24 protein-coding genes and 1 tRNA gene are annotated in these 22,534 nt (G+C 71.5%); 17 read left to right on the top strand and 8 right to left on the bottom strand.

What is annotated here, in order from left to right:
- The first annotated feature begins 22 nt into the window (after positions 1 to 22).
- The 3 genes from pip to AB5J54_RS20985 all read left to right on the top strand — a co-directional run bounded on the left by pip (position 23) and on the right by AB5J54_RS20985 (position 3,290).
- On the top strand, positions 23 to 958 hold the full coding sequence (pip, locus tag AB5J54_RS20995) for a prolyl aminopeptidase (RefSeq protein WP_369145443.1): 936 nt from the start codon (positions 23 to 25) through the stop codon (positions 956 to 958).
- Positions 959 to 1,000: 42 nt separating this feature from the next.
- A complete protein-coding gene (locus tag AB5J54_RS20990; RefSeq protein WP_369145442.1) occupies positions 1,001 to 1,621 on the top strand; it encodes an HhH-GPD-type base excision DNA repair protein in 621 nt (206 codons plus the stop codon).
- 115 nt (positions 1,622 to 1,736) lie between these two features.
- A complete protein-coding gene (locus AB5J54_RS20985; RefSeq protein WP_369145441.1) occupies positions 1,737 to 3,290 on the top strand; it encodes a M28 family metallopeptidase in 1,554 nt (517 codons plus the stop codon).
- Here AB5J54_RS20985 and AB5J54_RS20980 read toward each other — a convergent pair whose 3' ends face one another.
- Positions 3,291 to 4,904, bottom strand: a complete 1,614-nt coding sequence (locus AB5J54_RS20980; RefSeq protein ID WP_369145440.1) for a helicase HerA-like domain-containing protein — start codon at positions 4,902 to 4,904, stop codon at positions 3,291 to 3,293.
- 97 nt (positions 4,905 to 5,001) lie between these two features.
- On the opposite strand from AB5J54_RS20980, the gene AB5J54_RS20975 reads away from it, so the two are divergent.
- Both AB5J54_RS20975 and AB5J54_RS20970 read left to right on the top strand, forming a co-directional pair.
- Positions 5,002 to 5,298: a type II toxin-antitoxin system VapB family antitoxin gene (locus tag AB5J54_RS20975; RefSeq protein WP_030209440.1), complete on the top strand. Its 297-nt coding sequence runs from the start codon at positions 5,002 to 5,004 to the stop codon at positions 5,296 to 5,298.
- Between the two features lie 112 nt (positions 5,299 to 5,410).
- Positions 5,411 to 6,037, top strand: a complete 627-nt coding sequence (locus AB5J54_RS20970) for a LytR C-terminal domain-containing protein (protein ID WP_369145439.1) — start codon at positions 5,411 to 5,413, stop codon at positions 6,035 to 6,037.
- A gap of 8 nt (positions 6,038 to 6,045) precedes the next feature.
- Here AB5J54_RS20970 and upp read toward each other — a convergent pair whose 3' ends face one another.
- The gene (gene upp / locus AB5J54_RS20965) at positions 6,046 to 6,681 is read right to left on the bottom strand and encodes a uracil phosphoribosyltransferase (protein ID WP_017240523.1); all 636 of its coding nucleotides are present in this window, start codon (positions 6,679 to 6,681) and stop codon (positions 6,046 to 6,048) included.
- A 92-nt stretch (positions 6,682 to 6,773) separates the two neighbouring features.
- On the opposite strand from upp, the gene AB5J54_RS20960 reads away from it, so the two are divergent.
- The 9 genes from AB5J54_RS20960 (at position 6,774) to AB5J54_RS20920 (ending at position 12,386) form a co-directional block, all read left to right on the top strand.
- Positions 6,774 to 6,983, top strand: a complete 210-nt coding sequence (locus AB5J54_RS20960) for a hypothetical protein (RefSeq protein ID WP_051787381.1) — start codon at positions 6,774 to 6,776, stop codon at positions 6,981 to 6,983.
- A gap of 205 nt (positions 6,984 to 7,188) precedes the next feature.
- The gene (locus AB5J54_RS20955) at positions 7,189 to 7,725 is read left to right on the top strand and encodes a hypothetical protein (protein WP_369149413.1); all 537 of its coding nucleotides are present in this window, start codon (positions 7,189 to 7,191) and stop codon (positions 7,723 to 7,725) included.
- A 101-nt stretch (positions 7,726 to 7,826) separates the two neighbouring features.
- A complete protein-coding gene (tadA, locus tag AB5J54_RS20950; RefSeq protein ID WP_369149412.1) occupies positions 7,827 to 8,255 on the top strand; it encodes a tRNA adenosine(34) deaminase TadA in 429 nt (142 codons plus the stop codon).
- Between the two features lie 55 nt (positions 8,256 to 8,310).
- Positions 8,311 to 8,395: transfer RNA gene (locus AB5J54_RS20945), tRNA-Ser, on the top strand.
- A 461-nt stretch (positions 8,396 to 8,856) separates the two neighbouring features.
- Positions 8,857 to 9,021, top strand: a complete 165-nt coding sequence (locus AB5J54_RS20940) for a hypothetical protein (protein ID WP_177181689.1) — start codon at positions 8,857 to 8,859, stop codon at positions 9,019 to 9,021.
- Between the two features lie 9 nt (positions 9,022 to 9,030).
- Entirely contained in the window at positions 9,031 to 9,324 is a 294-nt protein-coding gene (locus AB5J54_RS20935; RefSeq protein ID WP_369145438.1) for a Dabb family protein, read from the top strand.
- A 214-nt stretch (positions 9,325 to 9,538) separates the two neighbouring features.
- On the top strand, positions 9,539 to 10,387 hold the full coding sequence (locus AB5J54_RS20930; RefSeq protein WP_369145437.1) for an RNA polymerase sigma factor SigF: 849 nt from the start codon (positions 9,539 to 9,541) through the stop codon (positions 10,385 to 10,387).
- A 235-nt stretch (positions 10,388 to 10,622) separates the two neighbouring features.
- On the top strand, positions 10,623 to 11,546 hold the full coding sequence (locus AB5J54_RS20925) for an RNA polymerase sigma factor SigF (RefSeq protein ID WP_369145436.1): 924 nt from the start codon (positions 10,623 to 10,625) through the stop codon (positions 11,544 to 11,546).
- A gap of 51 nt (positions 11,547 to 11,597) precedes the next feature.
- The gene (locus AB5J54_RS20920) at positions 11,598 to 12,386 is read left to right on the top strand and encodes a hypothetical protein (RefSeq protein WP_369145435.1); all 789 of its coding nucleotides are present in this window, start codon (positions 11,598 to 11,600) and stop codon (positions 12,384 to 12,386) included.
- Here the strand turns inward: AB5J54_RS20920 and AB5J54_RS20915 are convergent, their stop codons facing one another.
- Entirely contained in the window at positions 12,387 to 13,304 is a 918-nt protein-coding gene (locus AB5J54_RS20915; protein ID WP_369145434.1) for an oxidoreductase, read from the bottom strand.
- Between the two features lie 80 nt (positions 13,305 to 13,384).
- On the opposite strand from AB5J54_RS20915, the gene AB5J54_RS20910 reads away from it, so the two are divergent.
- Positions 13,385 to 13,981, top strand: a complete 597-nt coding sequence (locus AB5J54_RS20910) for a TetR family transcriptional regulator (protein WP_369145433.1) — start codon at positions 13,385 to 13,387, stop codon at positions 13,979 to 13,981.
- A gap of 159 nt (positions 13,982 to 14,140) precedes the next feature.
- Here the strand turns inward: AB5J54_RS20910 and AB5J54_RS20905 are convergent, their stop codons facing one another.
- A complete protein-coding gene (locus AB5J54_RS20905; RefSeq protein ID WP_369145432.1) occupies positions 14,141 to 14,374 on the bottom strand; it encodes a hypothetical protein in 234 nt (77 codons plus the stop codon).
- 159 nt (positions 14,375 to 14,533) lie between these two features.
- On the opposite strand from AB5J54_RS20905, the gene AB5J54_RS20900 reads away from it, so the two are divergent.
- Both AB5J54_RS20900 and AB5J54_RS20895 read left to right on the top strand, forming a co-directional pair.
- Positions 14,534 to 14,983 (top strand): MarR family winged helix-turn-helix transcriptional regulator, encoded by a 450-nt coding sequence (locus tag AB5J54_RS20900; protein ID WP_369145431.1) that lies wholly within the window; start codon positions 14,534 to 14,536, stop codon positions 14,981 to 14,983.
- A gap of 14 nt (positions 14,984 to 14,997) precedes the next feature.
- On the top strand, positions 14,998 to 16,593 hold the full coding sequence (locus AB5J54_RS20895) for an MDR family MFS transporter (RefSeq protein ID WP_369145430.1): 1,596 nt from the start codon (positions 14,998 to 15,000) through the stop codon (positions 16,591 to 16,593).
- An 81-nt stretch (positions 16,594 to 16,674) separates the two neighbouring features.
- Here AB5J54_RS20895 and AB5J54_RS20890 read toward each other — a convergent pair whose 3' ends face one another.
- Genes AB5J54_RS20890 through AB5J54_RS20875 form a run of 4 tightly spaced genes read right to left on the bottom strand, consistent with a single transcriptional unit; the run spans position 16,675 to position 22,524 of the window.
- Positions 16,675 to 17,457 (bottom strand): TetR/AcrR family transcriptional regulator, encoded by a 783-nt coding sequence (locus tag AB5J54_RS20890; protein ID WP_369145429.1) that lies wholly within the window; start codon positions 17,455 to 17,457, stop codon positions 16,675 to 16,677.
- A 35-nt stretch (positions 17,458 to 17,492) separates the two neighbouring features.
- Complete coding sequence (locus AB5J54_RS20885; protein ID WP_369145428.1) at positions 17,493 to 18,992, bottom strand: MFS transporter; 1,500 nt, start codon at positions 18,990 to 18,992, stop codon at positions 17,493 to 17,495.
- Between the two features lie 56 nt (positions 18,993 to 19,048).
- Positions 19,049 to 21,268 carry an ArnT family glycosyltransferase gene (locus AB5J54_RS20880; RefSeq protein WP_369145427.1) on the bottom strand — a complete coding sequence of 740 codons (2,220 nt, stop codon included), beginning with the start codon at positions 21,266 to 21,268 and terminating at the stop codon, positions 19,049 to 19,051.
- Positions 21,265 to 22,524 carry a glycosyltransferase gene (locus AB5J54_RS20875; protein ID WP_369145426.1) on the bottom strand — a complete coding sequence of 420 codons (1,260 nt, stop codon included), beginning with the start codon at positions 22,522 to 22,524 and terminating at the stop codon, positions 21,265 to 21,267. The genes AB5J54_RS20880 and AB5J54_RS20875 overlap by 4 nt, the downstream gene beginning before the upstream one ends.
- Positions 22,525 to 22,534 lie beyond the last annotated feature (10 nt).

Here is a 22,534-nt window from a genome sequence, read left to right as displayed (position 1 = left end):
CACGCCCGGTAGCGTCGGCCGGATGCATCCCGAGACCGCACCGTACGACCAGGGCCTGCTCGACGTGGGCGACGGCAACCGCATCCACTGGGAGGTCTCAGGGAACCCGCACGGCAGGCCCGCGCTCGTCGTGCACGGCGGGCCGGGCTCCGGCTCCTCCCCGCGCAGCCGGCGGTACTTCGACCCGGAGGCGTACCGGGTCGTCCTCTTCGACCAGCGGGGCTGCGGCCGCTCCACCCCGCACGCGAGCGACCCGGCCGCCGACATGTCCGTGAACACCACCGCGCACCTGGTGGCCGACATGGAGCGGCTGCGCGAGCACCTCGGCATCGACACATGGCTGCTGTACGGCGGGTCCTGGGGCTCCACGCTGATCCTGGCGTACGCGGAGGCGCACCCCGAGCGCGTGTCGGAGATCGTGATCGCGGCCGTCACCACCACCCGCCGCTCCGAGACCGCCTGGCTGTACGAGGGCGTCGGCCGCTTCTTCCCCGAGGCCCACGAGCGCTTCCGGGCGGGGGTGGACCACTCGGCGGACCTGGTCGGGGAGTACGCCGCCCGGATGAACCACCCCGACCGGGCCGTACGGGAGAAGGCCGCGGCCGACTGGTGCGCCTGGGAGGACGCCGTCCTGTCGCAGGAGGGCATGGGCACCCCGTACACCGACCGGGTCGACGACACCCGGCTGGGCTTCGTGCGGATCTGCTCGCACTACTTCGCGCACGGCGCCTTCCTGGAGGAGGGCGCGCTGATCCGCGACGCGCACCGGCTCGCCGGGATCCCCGGGGTCCTGATCCACGGCCGGCTCGACATGGGCGGGCCGCTCACCACCGCCTGGGAGCTGGCCCGCGTCTGGCCGGACGCCGAGCTGCACGTGGTGGAGAAGGCGGGGCACCTGGGCGGCGAGGAGACCCGGGAGCTCGTCCTCGCGGCCCTCGACCGGTTCGCGAAGGGGTGAATCCACCGGGCGGGCGCCACGCGTGCGCGTGATGATCGGTCCATGAGTCCCCAGGCCCCCGAGATCCATCTCGCCCAGCAGCCGGAGGCCGACGCGCTCCTCGGCCGGTCGCCGCTCGCCGCGCTCGTCGGCATGCTCCTCGACCAGCAGGTCCCGATGGAGTGGGCCTTCTCCGGTCCGTACACGATCGCGACCCGCATGGGCCACGACGACCTCGACGCGCACGAGATCGCCGCCCGGGACCCGGAGGAGTTCGCCGCGCTGCTCTCCGAGAAGCCGGCCGTGCACCGCTACCCGGGCTCGATGGCCCACCGGATCCAGCAGCTGTGCCAGTTCCTCGTCGAGGAGTACGGGGGCGACGCCGAGGCCGTCTGGGCGGACGCGGCGACCGGGAAGGAACTGCTCGCGCGGCTCCAGGCGCTGCCCGGCTTCGGGAAGCAGAAGGCGCAGATCTTCCTGGCCCTGCTCGGCAAGCAGTACGGGGTGCGGCCCACGGGCTGGCGGGAGGCGGCCGGACCGTACGGCGAGGAGAACTGCCACCGTTCGGCGGCCGACATCACCGGTCCCGAGTCGCTCGCGAAGGTCCGCGCGCACAAGCAGGAGATGAAGGCGGCTGCCAAGGCCGCGAAAGCGGCGAAAGGCAGCCAGCCGGGCGGGAATTGATAATTCCACATTTCATTCCTGTTTGACCTGACAGGAATCGTGACGGATCTGTTCACAGAATGCCCCCGAGATCGCTAGCTTCCCCTCAACCTCGTCCGTATCGGGAAGGACTTCTGTGAACGCATCCCAGCGCCGAGCCGCGGCCGTCCTCGCCGCCGCCGCCCTCGCCACCCCGCTGGTCCTTGCCTCCCCCGCCACCGCGGGACAGGACCCGGCGGCCGCGCCCGCCCGCGATGCCGCCCGGCTGGCGAAGAAGCTGGTCCGCGAAACCACCGCCCAGGACGCCTACAAGCACCTGCAGAAGTTCCAGGCGATAGCCGACTCGGCCGGCGGCAACCGCGCGGCCGGCACGCTCGGCCACGACGCCTCGGCCGCCTATGTGTACACGCAGCTCAAGAAGGCCGGATACGACGTCCGCTACCAGCAGTTCGACTTCATCTACACCCAGACGCTCGCCGAGAAGGCCTCCGTCGTCGCGCCCGCGCCCCGGGCGCTCGACATCAAGGCCATGACGTACACGAAGTCCACCCCGGTCGGCGGCATCACCGCCGAGCTCGCCGCCGTGCCCGTCGACGCCGACGGCTCCACCGGCTGCGAGCCGGGCGACTTCGCCACCGGCACCTTCACCGGGAAGATCGCGCTGATCAAGCGCGGCGTCTGCTCCTTCGCGATCAAGCAGCAGAACGCCGCCGCGGCCGGCGCCGTCGGCGCGGTCGTCTACAACAACGTCGACGGCGCCCTCTCCGGCACCCTCGGCACCCCGGAGTCCGGTGCGATCCCCACCGGCGGGATCAGCCTGGCCGAGGGCACCCAGCTCGCCGCCGACCTCGCCAAGGGCCCGGTCTCGCTCTCCTTCGAGATCCGCCAGCTCCAGGAGAAGCGCACCACCCACAACGTCATCGCGGAGACCCGCGGCGGCAACGCCGCCAACACCGTGGTCCTCGGCTCCCACCTCGACTCCGTCACCGCGGGCCCCGGCATCAACGACAACGGCTCCGGCTCCGCCGGTCTGCTGCAGACCGCCCTGGAGCTCGCCCGGTCGAAGGACAAGGTCAGCAACAAGGTGCGCTTCGCCTGGTGGTCGGCGGAGGAGGTCGGTCTCCTCGGCTCCGAGCACTACGTCAACAGCCTCACCGCGCTCGACAAGAAGGAGATCAAGCTCTACCTCAACTTCGACATGATCGCCTCGCCGAACTACGGCCTGTTCGTGTACGACGGCGACAACTCGGACGGCGTCGGCGCGGGCGCCGGCCCCGAGGGTTCCGCCCAACTGGAGCGCGACATCACCGAGTTCATGGACCGGAGCGGGGTCCCGCACGAGGGCACCGACTTCACCGGCCGCTCCGACTACGGCCCGTTCATCAAGGTCGGCATCCCCTCCGGCGGCACCTTCACCGGCGCCGAGGGCATCAAGACCGCCGCCCAGGCAGCCAAGTTCGGCGGCACGGCGGGCGTCGCGTACGACGTGAACTACCACGCCAAGGGCGACGACATCAGCAACATCGACATGACGGCCTTCGACGTGAACATCGACGTCATCGCCCACGCCGTGGGCACCTACGCCCACGACCTCTCGTCCCTGCGCAAGCCGGTCGTCTCCACCCCGACCACCGGCGACGCGGGCAGCGGCGGCGGCCTGCACGGCGACCACGACGAGGTCGCCCTCTAGTCAGCGCCTCCGACGGGCCGTCCCGAAGATCGAGCGGCTGATCTCCCGGCCCAGCTGGGTGCCGATCGACCGGGCCAGGGACGTGAAGATCCCACTGCCCACCACCTGTTCGGCCAGCGAAGGCTCCTCCTTCTGTCGGGGAGCCTTCGCCCCGGCCTTCTCCGCCTTCTCCGCCTCCTTCGCGGCCGCCGCCTCCAGCGCCGCCGCCTCCGCCGCCCGCTGCTCGGCGGTCAGCTTCTCGTACGCCGACTCCCGGTCCACCGCCTCCGCGTACCGCCCGTACAGCGGCGAACCCTTCACCGCCGCGTCCAGCGCCGCCGCGTCGACCGGCCCCATCAGCGACTCCGGGGCCCGCAGCCGGGTCGCCGCCACGGGGGTCGGGGCGCCCTTCTCGCTCAGTACGGTGATCACCGCCTCGCCCGTACCGAGACCGGTCAGCACCTCCTCCAGGTCGTACGGCGAGTTCGGGAAGGTCCGCACCGTCGCCTTCAGGGCCTTCGCGTCGTCCGGCGTGAAGGCCCGCAGCGCGTGCTGCACCCGGTTGCCGAGCTGCCCGAGCACGTCCGAGGGGACGTCCTTCGGGGTCTGCGTCACGAAGAAGACCCCGACGCCCTTCGAGCGGATCAGCCGCACCGTCTGCGTGATCGACTCCAGGAACGCCTTCGAGGCCCCGCCGAAGAGCAGATGCGCCTCGTCGAAGAAGAAGACCAGCTTCGGCTTGTCCAGATCGCCGACCTCGGGCAGGTCGTTGAAGAGGTCCGCCAGCATCCACATCAGGAAGGTCGAGAACAGCTGCGGCTTGTCCTGCACGGCCGGCAGCTCAAGGACCGAGACGATCCCCCGCCCGTCCGCCGCCGTCCGCAGAAACTCGCTCGTGTCGAACTCCGGCTCCCCGAAGAAGCCCCCCGCGCCCTGCTGCTCGAAGGCCGTGATCGAGCGCAGGATCACCCCGGCCGTCACCGTGGAGAGCCCGCCGATGCCCTTCAGCTCGGCCTTCCCGGTGTCCGAGACCAGGAAGGCCACCACCGCCCGCAGGTCCTTGAGGTCGATCAGCTCCAGGCCCTTGGAGTCGGCGTAGTGGAAGATCAGGCCGAGCGACTGCTCCTGCGTCTGGTTGAGCTGGAGCACCTTGGAGAGCAGGACGGGACCGAAGCTGGTGACCGTGGCGCGGACCGGGATGCCGGGGCCGGTGCCGCCGAGCCCGTAGAACTCGCAGGGGAAGCCGCGCGCCTGCCACTCCTGGCCGACCTGCCCGGCGCGCTCGCGGACCTTCGCGCCGTCCTGGCCGGGCGCCGAGATGCCGGAGACGTCGCCCTTGATGTCGGCGAGGAAGACCGGCACGCCGTTCGCCGAGAGCTGCTCGGCGATCAGCTGGAGCGTCTTCGTCTTGCCGGTGCCGGTGGCCCCGGCGACCAGACCGTGCCGGTTGAGCACCGGCAGCGGGAGCCGGATGCCCGCTTCCGGGTGACAGACGCCGTCCCAGAGCAGCGCCCCCAGTTCGAGTGCCGGTCCGTCGAAGGCGTACCCGGCGGCGATCCCGGCGGCCGGCCCCGCCAGGGAGGCGGGGGCCGCCCCGGTCGTTCCGGTCTCCGGCGGCTGCTCGCTGACGCTCATGACGGCACCCCAATTTCGGTTTTGTCACGGTTTGCACCAGCATCCCACTGCCGTCGCGTGGCTGCGCCGGGAGCCGCTCGCCCGGTAGGCTTTCCGTGTGATCTTCAAGCGCATCGGAAACGGAAAGCCGTATCCCGACCACGGCCGGGAAAGCACCCGGCAGTGGGCGGACGTCGCCCCGCGCCCGGTCCGCCTCGACCAGCTGGTGACCACCAAGGGCCAGCTGGACCTGGAGACCCTGCTCGCCGAGGACTCCACCTTCTACGGCGACCTCTTCGCGCACGTCGTGAAGTGGCAGGGCGACCTCTACCTCGAGGACGGACTGCACCGCGCCGTCCGCGCGGCGCTCCAGCAGCGCCAGGTGCTCCACGCCCGCGTCCTGGAACTCGACTGAGCCGTCGAGCTCCCTGGCCCGCTGAGCCTTTCGGGGTCAGTTCACCCCCATCCGGACGCGATCACATGATCATCAAGTAGGCATCGCCGACGGGCGGCATTACGCTGCGTTCATGAGCATGCTCACTCCCCCCGGCATGGGCGGTAAGTACCGCATCACGGGGGATGTCTACCCCCGCATGCGCCGCCCCCACCGCCGGCGCAGGATCGTCCTCGCGTCCGCCGCCGCAGTGGTCGTGCTCGGCGCGGCCGGCTGGGGGACGCTCCAGCTCGTCGACGTCTTCTCCGGCGACGGGGGAACGAAGACGACGGCCGGGAAGCAGGCCGACTGCAAACCCGCGCCCAAGCCGACCCCCGCGGCCGCCGCCCTCCCCAAGCCCGCGCAGATCACCGTGAACGTCTACAACGCGACCCCGCGCAGCGGACTCGCGAAGACGACCGCGGACGAGCTGAAGAAGCGCGGCTTCAAGATCGGCAAGGTGGGGAACGCGCCCACCGCCTACGACAAGAAGGTCACGGGCGCCGGACTGCTGCTCGGCGCGCCCGCGGCCACCAAGGGCGCCTTCTCGGTCCTCGGCACCCAGCTCGCGGGCGCCACGACCAAGACCGATACCCGGGGTACGGCCGACGTGGACCTGATCATCGGGACCGCGTTCAAGACGCTGTCGCCGAAGGCGACGGCGGACGCGGCCCTGGTCGCCCTGACCAAGCCCGCGCCCGCGGTGAAGCCCTGCCGTTAGGGGTCCTTCTACTCGGCCGATCCGTACATGCGGTCGCCCGCGTCGCCCAGGCCCGGGACGATGTAGCCGTTCTCGTTGAGCCGCTCGTCGACCGAGGCCGTCACGACGGTCACCGGCGTGCCCGCGAGCTCGCGCTCCATGACCTCGACGCCCTCCGGGGCGGCGAGGAGCACGACCGCGGTCACGTCGTCGGCGCCGCGCTTGATGAGCTCCTGGATCGCCGCGACCAGCGTGCCGCCCGTCGCCAGCATCGGGTCCAGGACGTACACCTGGCGGCCCGAGAGGTCCTCCGGCATCCGCGTCGCGTAGGTCGACGCCTCCAGCGTCTCCTCGTTGCGGATCATGCCGAGGAAGCCGACCTCGGCCGTCGGGAGCAGCCGGACCATGCCGTCGAGCATGCCGAGCCCGGCGCGCAGGATCGGGACCACCAGCGGACGCGGGTGCGACAGCTTCACGCCGGTCGTGGGCGTGACGGGGGTCTCGATGTCGACCTGCTCGGTCCGCACGTCCCTGGTGGCCTCGTAGGCGAGCAGGGTGACCAGCTCGTCGGCGAGACGGCGGAAGGTCGCGGAGTCCGTGCGCTTGTCGCGCAGGGTGGTGAGCTTGTGGGCGACCAGGGGGTGGTCGACGACGTGGAGACGCATGACTCAACAGTAGCCCGCCGCGCACTGGCGTCGACCCACGCCACCGGGGCAAAGTGGGGGCACAGGGACCCAGCGATGGGGTGGTGTGGCCGATGCCCGACCTGGAAGAACCGGCCGAGGAAGCCGCCGAGGGGGCGGCCCGCACGCCGGCACCGGAGACCGACGCGGAGCGCCGCAGGCGCCGCGCCCAGTTCCTCCGCGAGCTGAACGAGGCCAAGGCGCTGCGCGAGCGCGTGCAGCCGCGACGCGCCCGGGCCGCCCGGATGCGCCAGGCGATGCGCATGCGGACCTTCCGCTGGTGAGGTCCCGGACGGATCATCCGCTGTGCGCCCCCTTCGTGCGCCGGGGTCGCACGCCCGCCCGATCGCGGGGTCGTTCAGACTGATGCACGACGCAAGAGCCGAAGACCTCTCCTGACGGCGTCGTATCTGTCACGATGCCGATTGGGCGGGGCATCAGGCTCGCGCCGCCGGAACGTCACACCTCTGATCAGTGGGAGAGAGTCAGGTGTACTTCGCCGCACTGCTCGCGCGCACCGAAGACGGGTGGGAAGCGAGCGACACGGAGCTCGACGACGTGGAGACCCTGTCGGATCTGGCCGAGCTCGCCCGTGAGGCCTCGGACGACGACACGGTGATCGTCTTCATCGAGCAGGAGGACGCGTGGTTCGGGATCGTCCGGATCGAGGGTGAGGAAGACCCTCGTATCTACGTCTCGGACGGGGCCGCCGCCGCCCGTTCCTCGTACGGGGAGATGCTCACCCGGGAGCTCCTCGGGGACGATCTGGACGACCTGGTCGACGACCTGGAGACGCTGGACCTGGACGGCACCGAGGACGGGGAGCCGACGGTCGCCGACGAGGACGAGGACGACGAGGCGGGCTCTGTCGCCGCCGAGGCCGTCCCGGCCGCTCCGGTGGGCGACCGGCTGATCCTGGCGGACCTCGGCATGTCGGCGGAGGACCTGCTGGCCCTCGACACCGACGCGCTCACGGAGATCGCGGACGCGCTGGGCGCCGCGGACGTCCTGGAGGCCGTCCGCTAGTGGCACCCGCGGTACCTGTTCCCGACGCGCCGGGCGAGGCGACGGGCGACGCCACGGCGCGGTCCACGACCGACCCCGTACGGGACCCCTGGCGGGACGCCATGCGGCTCGCGATCGCCGAGGCCGAGGCGGCCGGGCCGGCCGGTGACGTACCGGTCGGCGCGGTCGTGCTCGGGCCGGACGGCGCCGTGATCGCCCGCGCGCACAACGAGCGGGAGGCCACCGGCGACCCCACCGCGCACGCCGAGGTGCTCGCCCTGCGCCGGGCGGCCGCGGTGACCGGCGAGTGGCGGCTGACGGGCTGCACGCTCGTCGTGACCCTGGAGCCGTGCGTGATGTGCGCCGGCGCACTCGTCCAGTCGCGCGTCGAGCGGGTGGTGTTCGGGGCGCTCGACGAGAAGGCGGGCGCGACCGGTTCGCTCTGGGACCTCGTGCGGGACCGCCGGCTCAACCACCGCCCCGAGGTGATCCAGGGCGTCCTCGGCGAGGAGTGCGCCGAGCAGTTGACCGCCTTCTTCCGCGCCCGCTGACCTGCGGCGGGATACGGATTTCATCGCAGGGCCAAGTTGGGCTAAGCTCTCTCTCGGTAGCGTGTCCGAGCGGCCGAAGGAGCTCGCCTCGAAAGCGAGTGTGGCGCAAGTCACCGAGGGTTCAAATCCCTCCGCTACCGCTTCGATCGAAGGGCCCGGCGCATCAGCGCCGGGCCCTTCGGCGTATCTCCTCCTGCGTGCGCGGGATTGGCCCCGGCCCCCACACGGGAGGAAGGCCCCGGCCCGCACACGGGAAAGGCCCCGGTCCGCGCGCGTGGCGCGGCCGGGGCCTTCTCACGTAGGACGGGGGGAACGGCATCGGGGGGACAAGCCGCTCCCCCCGATGAGAACCGGACCTGCAAGCCCGTGCCGCAGTCAGGGGGGAAGCATGCGGCGCGGACCCCGCAGTGCGGGCCGGTTCCAGGAGCCCCCCGGATTCCTGCCAGATCCGCCGGGCTCGACATCCATACTGCTCGCCCGTCACTCTTCCGGGGGCGGCGAAAGGCCCCGATCGCCGGGCCCTTGGTCCATAAAGCCTCGGTTAGAGTGGCGCGGTCGTACGGCGGGGGAACAGGCGGGGGAACAGGGGAGGGCTGGGCAGATGGCGCAAGCGAAGAAGGTCGCGCTCTACGCGGTCGTGGTCTTTGTGCTGTACACGATCGTCACCTCCCCGGCCCGGGCGGCCGATCTGGTGCAGGTAGGGTTCGAGGGCATTTCCAGCGCCGCCCAGGGAGTCGGTCAGTTCATGACCGAACTCGTCAACTAGGAGCTTTCCGTGATCCGCCATCTGGTCCTCTTCAAGCTCAACGACGGTGTCGACCGCGACGAGCCGCGTGTGGTCGCCGGCGTCGAGGCGTTCCGCGCGCTCGGCGAGCAGATCCCGGAGCTGCGCTTCTGGGAGTGCGACTGGAACATCACGGACCGGCCGATCGCGTACGACTTCGCCATCAACTCGGCCGTCGAGGACAAGGACGCGCTCCAGCGCTACCTCGACCACCCCGCGCACCAGGCGGGTGTCGCCCAGTGGCGCGAGTTCGCTACCTGGGTGATCGCGGACTACGCCTTCTAGTCCTCCTCTTCACCCCGAGGCCCCCTGCCGTCGCGGCGGGGGGCCTTTTCCGTGCGTGACCTCCCCTTTTTCCGCCAACATGCCCTCAACACGTCACTATGCGGTGCTTGCACACAGTGGACATGTCTTGTGATGCTATGACCGCTTTTGATGGATGAGTTGACCGTAGTTGACCCAGTCGACCAGCAAGACCAGCCAAAGGGGTGGCGTGAACGTGCCGGCCAGTACAGCGCCTCAGGTCCCGCCCCAGCACGAGGCGGGCGGAGCCGCGGACACCCCGCGGCCCCGGCCGCAGAGCAGCCGGGGCGCCGACACCCGGGCACTCACCCAGGTGCTCTTCGGGCAGCTCAAGAACCTGGAACCAGGGACCCCCGAGCACCACCGGGTCCGCGGGGCCCTCATCGAGGCCAACCTGCCGCTCGTGCGGTACGCGGCGGCCCGCTTCCGCTCCCGCAACGAGCCGATGGAGGACGTCGTCCAGGTCGGCACCATCGGCCTGATCAACGCCATCGACCGCTTCGACCCCGACCGGGGCGTGCAGTTCCCCACCTTCGCGATGCCCACGGTCGTCGGCGAGATCAAGCGGTACTTCCGCGACAACGTCAGGACCGTGCACGTGCCGCGCCGGCTGCACGAGCTCTGGGTCCAGGTGAACGGCGCCACCGAGGACCTGACGACCGCTCACGGCCGCTCCCCCACGACCGCGGAGATCGCCGAGCGGCTGCGGATCGGCGAGGACGAGGTGCTCGCCTGCATCGAGGCCGGCCGCTCGTACCACGCCACCTCCCTGGAGGCCGCGCAGGAGGGCGACGGGCTGCCCGGACTGCTCGACCGGCTCGGCTACGAGGACCCCGCCCTGGCCGGCGTCGAGCACCGCGACCTCGTCCGCCACCTGCTCGTCCAGCTGCCCGAGCGGGAGCAGCGGATCCTGATGCTGCGCTACTACAGCAACTTGACCCAGTCTCAGATCAGCCAGGAGCTCGGCGTCTCCCAGATGCATGTGTCAAGGCTCCTCGCCCGCAGCTTCGCCCGCTTGAGATCCGCAAACAGGATCGAGGCGTAACCAGAACGGGTAGACCGGTTCGGAGCAGTTCTCCGGCACCCCAAATGCCGTACACCCCTTGTTTCCTGCGGAAATGCAACCTCGCCGTGTCGACAAGTCACTACAGCGTGTTGCCGACATGTGACATTCTGCTGGAACCGAGTTTGCCGCAGCCCCGCCGCCGGTATTCAGGTGGAGGCTGCGTTCCTCAGATGGTCGCGGCCACCGCGACCGTCCGCGACCTCAAGGGGGTGGCATGTCCACAGAACTGGGCAGCTCGAAGGTGCTCACGCTCACGCCCGTTCCCGTGCCCGCGCAGACGACGGCGCCGACCGCGACCGACAGCGCGGAGACCGCTGCGACCGCCGAGACCGCGCCGCCGCCGCTGCCGGTCGCGCCCGGGGCCCTCGACACCCGCACCCTCTCCCGCTCCCTGTTCCTGCGGCTGCGCGCCCTCGACACCGAGGGCGCCGCCACCGACAGCCCGGAGCGGACCTACGTCCGCGACACCCTCATCGAGCTCAACCTCCCCCTCGTGCGCTACGCGGCGGCCCGCTTCCGCTCCCGCAACGAGCCGATGGAGGACATCGTCCAGGTCGGCACCATCGGCCTGATCAAGGCGATCGACCGCTTCGACTGCGAACGGGGCGTGGAGTTCCCGACGTTCGCGATGCCGACCGTCGTCGGCGAGATCAAGCGCTTCTTCCGCGACACCTCCTGGTCGGTCCGCGTCCCGCGCCGGCTCCAGGAGCTGCGCCTCGCCCTCACCAAGGCCAGCGACGAGCTCGCGCAGAAGCTCGACCGCTCCCCCACCGTCCCCGAACTCGCCGCCGTGCTCGGGGTGTCGGAGGAGGACGTCGTCGACGGCCTCGCCGTCGGCAACGCGTACACCGCCTCCTCGCTCGACTCCCCCTCGCCCGAGGACGACGGCGGCGAGGGCTCGCTCGCGGACCGCCTCGGCTACGAGGACACGGCCCTCGAAGGCGTCGAGTACCGCGAGTCGCTCAAGCCGCTGCTCGCCAAACTGCCGCCCAGGGAGCGGCAGATCATCATGCTCCGCTTCTTCGCCAACATGACGCAGTCGCAGATCGGCGAGGAGGTCGGCATCTCCCAGATGCACGTCTCGCGCCTCCTCACCCGCACCCTCGCCCAGCTGCGCGATGGCCTCATCTCCGACTGACTTCCCCCAAACCACTGCCCTGTTGACGGCTCGTCAGCCAGACTGGGGCGCATGAGGCGAAGGAAGCCGGGACTCGCGGCGGTGGCGCTCTGCCTCGGCGGGGCGCTGACCGCCTGCGGTGGCGGAGGAGACGGCGAGGGGTACGCGGCGGTCGGCGCCGGCCCCTCCCCGAAGGGCGCGGTCGCCCCTTCGGGCGTGGTCACCCTGGTCCCCCTGGAGCCCTCGGAGAGCGGGACGACGTCCAGCACGTCGTCCCCGTCGCCCGCGGCCCCGGGGAGCCCCGGGAGCCCGGGAACGCCTTCCGCGGGCGGCGGAGGGGCCTCTCCGGGCCCTTCCGGGACGCCGGGGACCTCCGGGACCTCCGGGACCTCCGGACCTTCCCGTACGGGGTCGAGTACGGGATCGGGTACGGCTCCGACGGCCGCACCCGGCACCGGCGGCAGCGGCACCCCGCCCCGTACCCCCTCCACGACACCCGGCCCCACGGCCCCCGCCACACCCCCACCGTCACCCACGCCGACCACCCCGCCCGGGCCCGCCGTGCTGACCGTCTCCGCGCCGAGCCTCGCGGACGGCGACCGGCGCTGGTGCCAGCGGGTCACCGTGACCTTCCGCAACACCGGAGGCACCGCCGCCACTTCGGGCACGGTCGGCTTCGCGACGCACATCATCGGGCTGCTCGGCACCGACTGGGGGACGTTCGACTCCCGTCAGCCGCTGCCCGCACCGATCGCCGCCGGGACGGCGCGGACGCAGACGTACACGGTGTGCGTGGACTCCTGGCGGGTGCCGCTCGGCATGCGCGTCGACACCCGCGAGGTCACCGCCACCTGGCGGTGATCACACGTACCGCACCTCCGTCAGGCCCTCCGAGAGCTCCCACAGCCGGCGGCCCGTCGCCGGGTCGGCCGCCGCGTCCGAGAGGCGTACGCGGGTCGGGGCGCCCCGCAGTTCGCCCATGCCGTCCGGGCCGATGAACTCGCCGCCCGCGACCGACGGATCGGTCGCCGCGTACAGCTGGGGCAGCGCGCCCCGCTCCGGGCGCTGGGCGAGCAGCGGATTGCCGATCCGCCCGAAGAACAGCTTCGCCAGGCCCGAGGTGTCCTTCGTCTGGAGGCTCGTCGCGGTGTAGCCGGGGTGGGCGAGCACGCTGCGGACCGGGCTCGCGGTCGCGGTCAGCCGGCGGTGCAGCTCCTTGCCGAAGACGGCGTTCGCGAACTTCGACTGGTTGTAGTAGGTCATCGGCGCGTAGCCGCGCTCACCGTTCGGGTCGTCGAAGCGGAGGCTGCCCTGCCGGTGGTTGATCGAGCTGACCGTGACCACCCGCGGGTCCGTCCCGGCGGCGAGCAGGTCGAGCAGCAGGCCGGTGAGCGCGAAGTGACCGAGGTGGTTGGTCGCGAACTGGAGCTCGTGGCCCTGGGCACTGAGCGTGCGGGGCGGCGCCATCACGCCCGCGTTGTTCACGAGAACGTCGAGACGCGGGTGCTCCGCGCGCAGCCGGTCGGCGAAGGCCCGGACCGAGTCCAGGTCGGCGAGGTCGAGCGGGCGGACGTCGAGGAGGCGTGCGTCGGCGCCCAGGGCCTCGGCGGCGCGGCGGCCCTTCTCCTCGTCCCGCACGGCGAGGATCACTCGGCCGCCCCGGCGGGCGAGCTCGCGCGTGGTGGCGAGGCCGAGGCCGCTGTTGGCCCCGGTGACGACGAAGACCCGCCCGGTCTGGTCCGGGATCAGGTCGGCGGTCCAGCGCTGCTTCTCAGTCATACGGCACACGTTGCCGTTCGTGTCACCGAGTGTCAAGCACGGCTCTGGATGACACGGAAGTCACCGCGTACCATCGATCCGTGACCACCCTCGCCCAGCGCAAACGCCAGCTCGTCGCGACCGAGCTCACCGAGGCGGCGCTCCAGCTGCTCGCCCTCCGTGGCTTCGACGCGGTGACCGTCGACGAGATCGCGACCACCGCGGGGGTCTCCAAGCGGACCTTCTTCCGGTACTTCGCGTCCAAGGAGGACGTGGTCGTCCAGTTCCTGGCCGGCATGGGCGCCGACATGCGCGCGGGGCTCGCCGCCCGGCCCGCCGGGGAGCGGCCGTCCGAGGCGCTGCTCCACACCGTCTCCGTACCGCTGGCGGTCTGCGACGACCACGCCGAGCGCGCGCTGCCGGTGGTCCGGCTGATCCTGCGGACGCCCGCGCTGCTCGCCCGCTTCCTGGAGCACCAGGCCCGCTGGCGCGAGGAGCTGACGGAGGAGCTGGCGGCCCGGCTCGGACGCGATCCCGGGACCGACCTCTACCCGCGGCTCGCGGCGGGCATGGCGCTCGCCGCCTTCGACGCCGTACTGCACCGGTGGAGCGAGGGCGAAGGCGAGGGCGTCGAGGATCCCGGCGGGCTGATCAAGGAGGCCTTCGCGGTGCTCGCGCCCGCCCTGGATTCCGTGTGAGTAAGTAATTCCGTGAGCACGTAGGTCCGCGAGCACGTCGATCCGCGAGCACGTCGATCCGCGAGCACGTAAAACACGTAGACCCGTGAGCACGTAAAAAAGGTGGGCCGGTCCGCGTGCTGCGGACCGGCCCACCTCTGCGGGGGTACGGAGCGGTGGTCAGCCCAGCGCCAGCCAGGCGACGGCCGCCAGGACGACGATCGCGGCGACGACGCCCACGATCAGGCCGACCCGGGGGCCGCCCGACGCGGCCGCGACCTGCGGCTGCTGCCGCTGCGGGGTGCCCTCGTCGACGAAGGCGCGGAACATCTGCGTGCTGCCGGCGGGGTCGTAGCCCTCGGGACCCTGAGGGGGCTGGCCCTGGCCGTACGGTGCTTGGGGGTTGTGTGCCATGGGCCAGGACCCTAGCGAAGTCCGGGTGGAGGGCCCAAGCCCCGGCACCACCCCTTCACCTTTACCGATTCTTTAGCGCCGTTTGACCGATTTAGTTTGCCTGAAGCAACCATCCATCTCTATGGTTGCCCTAAGCAACAAGATGGACGGGGGTGCCCGATGGCGACACGGAACAGGTACGAGGAACTCGCCCGCTCGGTGAGTGCGATCGGAGCCGTGAAGCGCGGACTCGCCCGTGTCCTGCCCGTCGAATGCCAGGGCGGCTCGGCGGCCGTGCTCGCCCTGGTCAAGCACCACGGCGACATGCGGATGAGCCGCCTCGCCGAACTCATGGCCGTCGACATGTCCGTGTGCAGCCGCCATGTGGCCCACACCGTGGATCACGGCTGGATCGAGCGCCTGCCCGACCCGGAGGACAAGCGCTCCCGCATCCTGCGGCTCACGGAACCGGGCCACGCGATGCTCGGCGAGCTCGACCGCCGGGTGACCGAGGCCTTCTCCCGCCACCTCTCGGAGTGGTCCGACGACGACGTCGAACTCCTCACCCACCTGCTGGTCCGCCTCCGCGAATCCTTCGGGGACTGCCGGGCCCAGGCCCACCACGCTTGAGAAAAAGGAAGTTCATGGCTACGACCACGCCCGACACCGGTGCGCGGGACGGCGTCACCGGTACCGGCGGTGGCGGCGAGACCGCCCCGATGACGCACCGGCAGATCATGGAGGCGCTGTCCGGGCTGCTGCTCGGCATGTTCGTCGCCATCCTGTCCTCGACGATCGTCTCCAACGCCCTCCCCCAGATCATCACCGACCTGGGCGGCGGCCAGTCCGCCTACACCTGGGTGGTGACCGCCGCCCTCCTGGCGATGACCGCGACCACCCCGCTCTGGGGCAAGCTCGCCGACCTCTTCTCCAAGAAGCTGCTCGTCCAGATAGCCCTGATCGTCTACGTCGCGGGCTCGGTCGTCGCCGGCCTCTCGCAGAGCACCGGCATGCTCATCGCCTGCCGTGTCGTCCAGGGCGTCGGCGTCGGCGGTCTGACCGCCCTCTCCCAGATCATCCTGGCCGCGATGATCGCCCCCCGCGAGCGCGGCCGCTACAGCGGCTACCTCGGCGCGACCTTCGCCGTCGCCACCGTCGGCGGCCCGCTGCTCGGCGGCGTCATCACCGACACCGACTGGCTCGGCTGGCGCTGGTGCTTCTACGTCGGCGTGCCCTTCGCGATCATCGCCCTGATCGTCCTGCAGAAGACCCTGAAGCTCCCCGTCGTGAAGCGCCAGGTCAAGGTCGACTGGGCCGGCGCCTTCTTCATCAGCGCCGCCGTCTCCCTGCTCCTCGTCTGGGTCACCTTCGCGGGCGACAAGTACGACTGGATGTCCTGGCAGACGGCCGCCATGGTCGGCGGCTCGGTCCTCCTCGGCGCGGTCTTCGTGCTCGTCGAGTCCAAGGCGAGCGAGCCGATCATCCCGCTCCGCCTCTTCCGCAACCGGACGATCACCCTCGCCTCGCTCGCCTCGCTCGCCGTGGGCGTCGCGATGTTCGCGGGCACGGTCTTCTTCAGCCAGTACTTCCAGCTCGCGCGGAACGAGTCGCCGACCATGTCCGGCGTCCTCACCATCCCGATGATCGGCGGCCTGTTCATCTCCTCCACCGTCTCCGGCCTGGTCATCACCAAGACCGGCCGCTGGAAGGCGTGGCTGGTCAGCGGTGGCGCCCTGGCCGCCGGCGGCCTCGGCCTGCTCGGCACGATCCGCTACGACACGGCGTACTGGCACATCGCGCTCTTCATGGCGGTCCTCGGCCTCGGCCTCGGCATGATGATGCAGAACCTGGTGCTCTGCACCCAGAACCAGGTGGCACCCGCCGACCTCGGCGCCGCCTCCTCCGTCGTCACCTTCTTCCGCTCCCTGGGCGGTGCGATCGGTGTCTCGGCGCTCGGCGCGGTCATGGCCCACCGGGTCACGGACTACGTCAAGGAAGGCCTGGCCGAGCTCGGCCCGAAGGCCGCGGCCGCCCTGGGCAAGGGCGGCTCGGGCGGCGGCATCCCCGACATGGACAAGCTGCCGGCCCCGATCCGTACGGTCATGGAGGACGCGTACGGGCACGGTGTCGCGGACGTCTTCCTCTACTCGGCGCCGTTCGCACTGCTGGCCTTCGTGGTGACGCTGTTCATCAAGGAAGTCGCGCTGAAGAGCAACACGGCGAAGGCCGAGGCCGAGTAAAAAAGCTCCCGGACGCGCTTCGAGCGGAGGCGCGGCCGGGTCCGGTACGGAGCGGCGGGCAGGGGACGGCCCGCCGCTCCGTCATTTCTCCGTGTCGCCCGCGGCCTCGCGCGCGACCATGACCTCGATGCCGGCGATCAGGACGTCCAGGGCGTAGCCGAAGTCGCGGTCCCAGATCTCGCTGAGACTGTCGTGCGAGGTCCGCTCGTCGAGGATCTCCTTCAGGCCCTCGATCTGCTCCGTGAGGTCCGGGTCGTCCCGGAAGGCGCTCACCGAGTCGACGTAGAACTCGTCCTGAGACATCCCGGCCTCCGCCGCGCGCCGGCCGAACTGGGACTCGATCGTCCCGTAGCCGTACACGAACTGGAAGACCGCCGACATCGCGCTCGGCCGGCGGTCGAGCGAGAGGCCGGTCTCCGCGACCGTGTCGTGGATCTTCTGGCCGACGGCGATCGAGTTCGGGCCGATGTTCAGGTACTGGCCCGCGCTCGGCGACATCCAGCCGTGGCGGACCAGCATCCGCCGGTAGTCCAGGGCGAGCAGCCGGATCCGCTCCTGCCAGCTCCCGGCGGCGTCGACCGCCGCGAGGTCGATCTCCCCGTAGACGCTGTCCATGGCGTACTCGAGGATGTCGTCCTTGGTGTCCACGTACCAGTACAGGGACATCGCGGTGACGTTCAGCTCGGTCGCGAGCTTGCGCATCGACAGCTTGGCCAGGCCCTCCTCGTCGAGCATCCGGACGGCGGCGGCCACGATCCGGTCCCGGTCGAGCCCGGCCGGGCCGCCGCCGCTGCGAGCGGCCCTCTTCTCCAGCCAGACGCTGGAACGCGCCGGGTTCTTGGCCCGATCGGCTGCCTTGACCATCGCGTTCCTCCGTCTGTCAGCGGTCCGTCACCATGCTAGGCAGCGACCGGCTGCTCGGTGTTCACTGCCTTCTCCGTGCGCTCGGCCCGCTTGAGCAGGGCCGCCGCGAGCAGACCGCCGGCGAAGACGGCGATCGCGCCGACCAGCTGGCTGGTCTGGAGGCCGGAGGCGAAGGCGTCCGAGATCTGCCGGCGCTCGGCCTCGCCGCCGGCGGCGGCCAGGGCGGCGGGCAGGGAGGTCGCGGTGACGGCGACGAGGGCGGCGAAGCGGGCGTTGAGCACGGCTCCGAGGACGGCGACGCCCAGACCGTTGCCGAACTCGGCCAGGGTGCCGTTGATGCCGGCGCCCACGCCCGCCTTCTCCGGCGGGATCGCGCTCATCACCGCGTTGGCCATGGCCGGGGAGGAGACGGCGATGCCGACGCCCATCAGGACCAGGCCGAGCAGCATGCCCCAGTAGCTGCCGTCCGTGCCGCCGCCGAGCAGCGCGATCGAGGTGAGTCCCGCGGCGACCAGGGTCATGCCGAGGACGACGGTGGGCGGGGTGCCGAGCTTCATGACGATCCTGGGGCCGACGCCGGTCAGGTTGAGGCCGACGATCGTCAGGGCGAGCGGCGCCATCCGGAGACCGGCTTCGAGGGGCTCGTAGCCGAGGACGAACTGCAGGTGCTGGGTGAGCAGGAAGAGCGAGCCGCCCATGCCGAAGACGACCAGGATCGAACCGCCGATGGCGCCGATGAACTTCTGGTTCCGGAAGAAGTGCATGTCGAGCATCGGGTACGGGGTGTGCAGCTCCCACAGGGCGAAGGCACCGAGCCCGAGGACACCGATCCCGGCGGGGACCAGGACCTGCGCGGCGAGCCAGCCGTGCTCGGGGCCGCTGATGATCGCGTACACGACGGCGGTCATGCCGATGGTGGAGAGCAGCGCGCCGAGCAGGTCGGGACGCTCGCCCTGCGGGTTCTTGGACTCCGGGACGAGCTTGAGGACGGCGACGAGGGCGACGACCGCGACCGGGATGTTGATCAGGAAGATCATTCCCCACCAGAAGTGGTTCAGGATCACGCCGCCGATCAGCGGGCCGCCGGCGAAGCCGAGCGAGGCGACCGTGGACCAGAGCGCGATGGCCTTGACCCGCTCGGAATCGTCGAAGATCTGCATCACGACCGCGAGGGTGGTGGTCATCAGGAGTGCGCCGCCGACGCCCATGCCCGCGCGGGCGGCGATCAGCTGCGCGGTGGAGCCGGCGAGGCCGGCGGCGAGCGAGCCGAGGCCGAAGAGCGCGAGGCCGGCGGCGAGGAGCTTCTTGCGGCCGTAGCGGTCGGCGGCGTTGCCCGCGGTGAGCAGCAGGCCGGACTGGACGAGCGAGTAGGCGTTGATCATCCACTGGATGTCGGTGGTGGAGGCGTGGAGCTCCGAGGTCAGCGAGGGGATGGCGACGCTGAGCACGGTGTTGTCGAGCAGGACGGTGAGCTGGGCGAGACAGATGACGCCGAGGATGAGCCAGCGCTGTGGATGGCGGGCGGGGGTTGTCATACGACACTCCTATACGGTGTACGAGGCCAAGGCTCGTACACCGTATAGGAGCTCCCTTACGCTGTATAGGGGTTATTTTCGCGGGGCTGCTTCTCCCTGGTCAGGTCGTAGAAGGTGGCGCCGTCGGCAGTGGTCTTCTCGAACGTGGACTCCACCCACGAGGTGATCTGCGCACTGCTTCCGCCGGCCCCGAAGCCGCCGCCGAAGCCGCCGCCCGAGGCGATGAAGTAGTGGATCCTCCCCTCGGCCACGTACTGCTTGAACTGCGCGAGGGTCGGTGACGGGTCGCTGCCGTTGAAGCCGCCGATCGCCATCACGGGCTTCTGGGTCGCGAGCTGGTAGCCGGCCGCGTTCTGGGCGCCGATCGCCGCGCCGACCCAGGTGTAGTCGTCGGCGCCGGCCAGGAGCTTCCGCTTGGCCTCGGTGCCGACGTTCGCCCCGTTGAGCAGGCCGCCGACGGTGCCGGGACGGACACCCTCGGGGAGCTGCGCGGGCCCACCACCGGGGGCCTGACCGCCGGGGGCCTGACCGCCTTGGCCGCCGGGGGCCTGACCGCCTTGACCACCGGGGGCCTGGCCGCCGCCGGGCGGCTGGCCCATGCCCTGGCCTGCGCCCTGGCCCGCGCCCTGGCCCTGGCCCGCGCCCTGGCCGCCCGGCCCGGGGCCGTACAGGACGAACATCGGGGTGCCGCCCCGCATCCCGGGGCCACGGCCGCCCGTCGCCGCGCCGGACGGGCCCGCCGTCACGATCGAACCCTGGTGCCCGTCGGCCAGCGTGGCCAGGGTGTACGCGAAGGGGCCCGCGAGGCCCGCCGCGAGGCCGAGGCCCGCCGCCGCGAGGCCGAACCGCCGGTCGGCCCCTCGGACGCGGAGCGCCAGCAGCAGCCCGAGCGCCGCCGCGCACCCGGCGACCAGCACCGCCCAGCGCAGCCACGGCAGCCAGTCCGGCGTACGGCCGAGCAGCGTCCAGCCCCACACCGCCGTCACCGCGACCGAGGCGGCGAGGGCCGCGGAGGCGAGGAACCGGGTCCGCTCCTCCCACAGCACCGCCGCACCCATGCCGACGAGGGCGGCGACGTACGGGGCCATGGCCACCGTGTAGTACTCGTGGAAGATGCCGGCCATGAAGCTGAAGACGGCCGTCGTCATCAGCAGCGAGCCGCCCCAGACCAGGAACGCCGAGCGCGCCGTGTCCGTACGCGCGCCCCGCCAGGTCACCACGAGCCCGGCGACGAGCAGCAGCAGCGCGGCCGGGAGCAGCCAGGAGATCTGGCCGCCGATCTGGTCGTTGAACATCCGGCCGATGCCGGTCTCGCCCCAGCCGCCGCCCGCACGGACGGGCGGCTCCATCCCGGCCGGCATGTTCTCCGCCACCCGGCCGGCGCCGCCCCGGCCCCCGCCGACGCTGCCGACCTCGTTGCCGTTGATGCGGCCGAGGCCGTTGTAGCCGAAGGTCAGCTCCAGGAAGCTGTTGTTCTGCGAGCCTCCGACGTACGGACGGGAGGACTTCGGCCACAGCTCGACCACGGCCACCCACCAGCCCGCCGAGACGAGCATCGCAAGCCCGCCCAGGGCGAGCCGGCCGAGCCTCCGGCCGAGGCCGCCGGGCGCGCACACCCCGTACACGAGGGCGAGCGGCGGCAGGATCAGGAAGGCCTGGAGGGTCTTCGCGAGGAATGCGAAACCGAAGGCCACGCCCGCCCACACGAGCCACCTCGCGCTGCCCGCCTCCTGCTCCAGGGCGCGCAGGACGCAGTACACCGCGACCGTCATCAGGAGCGCGAGCAGCGCGTCCGGGTTGTTGAAGCGGAACATCAGCGCGGCGACCGGCGTGAGCGCGAGGACCGCGCCCGCGATCAGGCCCGCGCCCGCGCCGAACCTGCGCCGGACGGCCGCGTAGAGCACGGCGACCGTGCCCACGCCCATGAGCACCTCGGGCACCAGGATCTGCCAGGAGCCGAGCCCGAAGAGGCGGACGGACAGGGCCATCGGCCAGAGCGCGGCCGGCGGCTTGTCGACGGTGATGGCGTTGGCCGCGTCGAGGGAGCCGAAGAAGAAGGCCTTCCAGCTCTCGCCGCCCGCCTGGACGGCGGCGGAGTAGAAGGAGTTGGCGTAACCGGAGGCGCTCAGGTTCCACAGGTAGAGCAGCGCGGTGGCGGCGAGCAGGCCGAGGAAGGCGGGCCGGACCCAGGGGGCGTCCTCGGCGCGGCCGCGCCACAGCCGGGCCAGTCGGCCGCTGCGGGGCGCCGCGTGGACGGCGGTGGGCGGAGTGGTCATCGTTCGTTCCTTGCTGAGGCGCGGTCCGGGAAGACCCAGAGCCGGAAGAGGAGGAAGCGCAGGACGGTCGCGGCGAGGTTGGCGACGATCAGGACGGCGAGCTCGGTGGAGTGCGCCGGATCGCCGGTCGCCGCGCCGAGGGCGGCGAGCGAACCGCTCGTCAGGGCGAGGCCGATGGCGAAGACCACGAGCCCCTGCGCCTGGTGGCGGACGGCCCGGTCCCGGCCCCGTACGCCGAAGGTGAGGCGCCGGTTGGCCGCCGTGTTGGCGACGGCGGAGACGAGGAGGGCGGCGGCGTTGGCGAGCTGCGGGCCGACGCCGACGCGGAAGGCCGAGTACAGCGCCAGGTAGAAGAGCGTGGACAGGACCCCGACCACGCAGAAGCCGACGAGCTGGCGGGCGAGGCCGCCCGGCACACCGTTCAGTTCACGGTCCCGGGGGTCGTCGCCGAAGGGCCGGGCGAGCCGGTCGAGGGGCAGCGAACCGGTCGCGAGGGCCCGCCCCACCCGCCAGACGCCCTTGAGGTCGTCGGTGGCGGTCCGCACGATGTGGACGGTCGAGTCGGGGTCGTCCACCCAGTCGACCGGCACCTCGTGGATGCGGAGCCCGGCCCGCTCGGCGAGGACCAGCATCTCGGTGTCGAAGAACCAGCCGGTGTCCTCCACCATCGGCAGGAGCCGCTCGGCGACCTCCCGCCGTATGGCCTTGAAGCCGCACTGCGCGTCGGAGAACCGGGCGGCGAGCGAGGAGCGCAGGATCAGGTTGTAGGCGCGCGAGATGAACTCCCGCTTCGGCCCGCGCACCACCCGCGAAGAGCGGGAGAGCCGGGAGCCGATCGCCAGGTCGGAGTGGCCGGAGATGAGCGGCGCGACCAGCGGGAGCAGCGCGTTGAGGTCGGTGGACAGGTCGACGTCCATGTAGGCGAGGACGGGCGCGTCCGAGGCCGACCACACGGTCCGCAGCGCCCTGCCGCGGCCCTTCTGTTCGAGCCGGACGGAGCGCACCTCGGGCAGCTCGGCGGCGAGGCCGGCGGCGACGTCGGGGGTCGTGTCGGTGGAGGCGTTGTCGGCGACGGTGATGCGGAAGCCGTACGGGAAGGTCCGGAGGAGGTGCTCGTGGAGCCGGCGGACACACGGCTCCAGGTCCTTCTCCTCGTTGTAGACGGGGACGACCACGTCCAGGACGGGCCGTCCGGCCACGTTCACCGGCAGGTGATCCCGGGCGGGAAGGGCTTCCCCGAGGGTTTGGGTTCGCATGACAGGGACA

Origin of the sequence: Streptomyces sp. R44, assembly GCF_041053105.1 — a bacterium.
Lineage (GTDB): Bacteria > Actinomycetota > Actinomycetes > Streptomycetales > Streptomycetaceae > Streptomyces.
The sequence above is the reverse complement of the archived record's forward strand: the minus strand, read 5'-3'. Positions and strand labels throughout refer to the sequence as shown.

Bases quoted from the DNA above. Each gene is read 5' to 3' on its own strand.
- pip (WP_369145443.1), top strand. From the start codon at position 23: ATGCATCCCGAGACCGCACCGTACGACCAGGGCCTGCTCGACGTGGGC.
- AB5J54_RS20990 (WP_369145442.1), top strand. From the start codon at position 1,001: ATGAGTCCCCAGGCCCCCGAGATCCATCTCGCCCAGCAGCCGGAGGCC.
- AB5J54_RS20980 (WP_369145440.1), bottom strand. From the start codon at position 4,904: ATGAGCGTCAGCGAGCAGCCGCCGGAGACCGGAACGACCGGGGCGGCC.
- AB5J54_RS20970 (WP_369145439.1), top strand. From the start codon at position 5,411: ATGAGCATGCTCACTCCCCCCGGCATGGGCGGTAAGTACCGCATCACG.
- upp (WP_017240523.1), bottom strand. From the start codon at position 6,681: ATGCGTCTCCACGTCGTCGACCACCCCCTGGTCGCCCACAAGCTCACC.
- AB5J54_RS20960 (WP_051787381.1), top strand. From the start codon at position 6,774: ATGCCCGACCTGGAAGAACCGGCCGAGGAAGCCGCCGAGGGGGCGGCC.
- tadA (WP_369149412.1), top strand. From the start codon at position 7,827: ATGCGGCTCGCGATCGCCGAGGCCGAGGCGGCCGGGCCGGCCGGTGAC.
- AB5J54_RS20940 (WP_177181689.1), top strand. From the start codon at position 8,857: ATGGCGCAAGCGAAGAAGGTCGCGCTCTACGCGGTCGTGGTCTTTGTG.
- AB5J54_RS20925 (WP_369145436.1), top strand. From the start codon at position 10,623: ATGTCCACAGAACTGGGCAGCTCGAAGGTGCTCACGCTCACGCCCGTT.
- AB5J54_RS20920 (WP_369145435.1), top strand. From the start codon at position 11,598: ATGAGGCGAAGGAAGCCGGGACTCGCGGCGGTGGCGCTCTGCCTCGGC.
- AB5J54_RS20915 (WP_369145434.1), bottom strand. From the start codon at position 13,304: ATGACTGAGAAGCAGCGCTGGACCGCCGACCTGATCCCGGACCAGACC.
- AB5J54_RS20905 (WP_369145432.1), bottom strand. From the start codon at position 14,374: ATGGCACACAACCCCCAAGCACCGTACGGCCAGGGCCAGCCCCCTCAG.
- AB5J54_RS20900 (WP_369145431.1), top strand. From the start codon at position 14,534: ATGGCGACACGGAACAGGTACGAGGAACTCGCCCGCTCGGTGAGTGCG.
- AB5J54_RS20895 (WP_369145430.1), top strand. From the start codon at position 14,998: ATGGCTACGACCACGCCCGACACCGGTGCGCGGGACGGCGTCACCGGT.
- AB5J54_RS20890 (WP_369145429.1), bottom strand. From the start codon at position 17,457: ATGGTCAAGGCAGCCGATCGGGCCAAGAACCCGGCGCGTTCCAGCGTC.
- AB5J54_RS20885 (WP_369145428.1), bottom strand. From the start codon at position 18,992: ATGACAACCCCCGCCCGCCATCCACAGCGCTGGCTCATCCTCGGCGTC.
- AB5J54_RS20880 (WP_369145427.1), bottom strand. From the start codon at position 21,268: ATGACCACTCCGCCCACCGCCGTCCACGCGGCGCCCCGCAGCGGCCGA.
- AB5J54_RS20875 (WP_369145426.1), bottom strand. From the start codon at position 22,524: ATGCGAACCCAAACCCTCGGGGAAGCCCTTCCCGCCCGGGATCACCTG.